This window comes from Vibrio sp. 10N.222.55.B11, assembly GCF_041473705.1.
GTDB lineage: Bacteria > Pseudomonadota > Gammaproteobacteria > Enterobacterales > Vibrionaceae > Vibrio > Vibrio crassostreae_C.
In genome coordinates, this window is the sequence record NZ_JBFRST010000084.1 from 1 (window position 1) to 1,937 (window position 1,937).

2 protein-coding genes and 1 pseudogene are annotated in these 1,937 nt (G+C 40.6%); 2 read left to right on the top strand and 1 reads right to left on the bottom strand.

Going from position 1 to position 1,937, the window contains the following annotated elements; all coding sequences use genetic code 11:
* Positions 1-518 precede the first annotated feature (518 nt).
* Positions 519-971, top strand: a complete 453-nt coding sequence (locus tag AB4503_RS23685) for a helix-turn-helix domain-containing protein (protein WP_048667525.1) — start codon at positions 519-521, stop codon at positions 969-971.
* Complete coding sequence (locus tag AB4503_RS23690; protein ID WP_017098631.1) at positions 971-1,540, top strand: PIN domain-containing protein; 570 nt, start codon at positions 971-973, stop codon at positions 1,538-1,540. The genes AB4503_RS23685 and AB4503_RS23690 overlap by 1 nt, the downstream gene beginning before the upstream one ends.
* A 292-nt stretch (positions 1,541-1,832) precedes the next feature.
* Here AB4503_RS23690 and AB4503_RS23695 read toward each other — a convergent pair.
* Positions 1,833-1,937: pseudogene (locus AB4503_RS23695) on the bottom strand (winged helix-turn-helix transcriptional regulator); the annotation flags it as partial.

Consider the following 1,937-nt stretch of genomic DNA (forward strand, 5'->3'; position numbering starts at 1 on the left):
TTAGGCTGTAAACGAATCGCCAGTGATATAGCACGTCTTAAAAAAATCGAACCCACCATGAACATCGAAATGAAACGTATCGAAGTATCAGACAACTTCACAGGCACAACAAGAAAGATGGCAAGTTACGAATGAATAACGAGGCGTAAACGATTGCCGCATGCTTTAACATGACAGATATAACTGAAACTAATCTTCGGACAATTCCGAGTTATGAATCATAGAACACTCTGACCTTTCGAATTACTTCTAATATTATAATCATTCAGCTAGCCTACATCTGGCTGACCAATTCCTCTCATACACTACATATTGAAGTACTATGATTAAAGATAGTTAAGCATGCGTTGATAGACCTTGAACTAGGCCGCCTATGAGCACTAAGTCCAACGATAATGTGACACTCTCTTTCTTTCGAATATTTCGAATGTTGACTTTTTTCGAATATTTCGGATAATGTCATGGTGAGAAGATTTGTATACCATGACATCAGAAACTAAAAACTAGAGAGAAACACGATGAATACTGCTACAAAATTGCCAAGCGCTGAAGAAATGGCACTGGCTAAGCTTGGTAGCCAAGAGTTGTCAGCCGTTATAGAAATTAATGGTGAAGCTCAAAGGATTAACGTTGTCGATAAGTCTGGTAAGACTCACGAAGTAACTATTCCAGCAAGCGCATTAAATATGATGATCGAGATGCTTACTCAATTAGGTCAAGGCAACTCTGTTAGCATCACACCTATTCATGCGGAACTCACAACGCAAGAAGGTGCTGATATGCTAAACATGTCTCGTCCTACTTTCATTAAGCTTCTTGATTCAGGTGATATTCCGTTTAGCCGTACTGGCAACCGTAGAAAGGTAGCTTATACTGATCTTATGGAGTACAAGAACTGCCTAGAAGAGAACAGACTAGCTGCTCTTGCTGAACTATCTGCATTAGACCAAGAAATGGATATGGGATATTAATGGCGTCATATACGGTAATTCTAGACGCATGTGTAATGTACCCAGCTCCACTCCGAAGCTACCTAATGTACTTGGCCAATACTGGCCTGTTTAGAGCGCGATGGACAGAACAGATACATGATGAATGGACTCGAAATCTACTGAAAAATAGGCCAGAGCTAAATGCAGAACAACTGCAAAGAACTCGACAGTTAATGAACGCAAATGTTCCAGACTGCTTGATTGAAGGGTATGAGTCTTTAATTGATGGCCTTACTTTACCCGATGTTGATGATAGACATGTTGTAGCTGCCGCCATTAAAGGTCAGGCTGAGTCTATCATTACGTTCAACCTAAAAGACTTTCCTTCTTGCGAACTCGAGCCTTTAGGTCTAACAGCAATACATCCAGACGAGTTCCTGTGCGATATGTTCGAATTGGACAGTAGCGCATGCGTTAAGGCTGCTCAGCAACAAAGAGCTTCATTAAAAAGGCCACCAATGAGCCAAGATGAGTTCTTAGCTTGCTTACAAAAGCAGAGACTCCCAAGCTTCATCTCACACTTAAAGAGCTTCAAATTGATGCTTTAACTTTGAATTAGTAGATTTTAAACTAGGCCGCTGATTGCGGCCTTTTTGTATACACTCATTCGCGTCTGAAATGTGTTTACTATTTAGCTGTACTCTCCCCGATATTTAAGAGAGCATCATTCGATGTTCTCTTATCTTTTTAACACTTTTGGCATATAAGAAAAAGTACGGTGATTTCAGTAGCGTGATCTGCTACTGAGTAATTACGTTAACGCAGAAAAGGGCACTTTCGAGTTAGAAAGTGCCATAGGTAAAAATTCAGCCTGTGAAGGTTTTGGACAAAACCGGTGTTTCTCCCGTCATTTTCTACTCTTATTTGTGCCGTATACCCTTTGATAATACCGGTTTTTTCAAGTCTGTTGATGCGTTCAGCGACTGCTGTTCGCGACAAGCCGAT

Bases quoted from the DNA above. Each gene is read 5' to 3' on its own strand.
- AB4503_RS23690 (WP_017098631.1), top strand. From the start codon at position 971: ATGGCGTCATATACGGTAATTCTAGACGCATGTGTAATGTACCCAGCT.
- AB4503_RS23685 (WP_048667525.1), top strand. From the start codon at position 519: ATGAATACTGCTACAAAATTGCCAAGCGCTGAAGAAATGGCACTGGCT.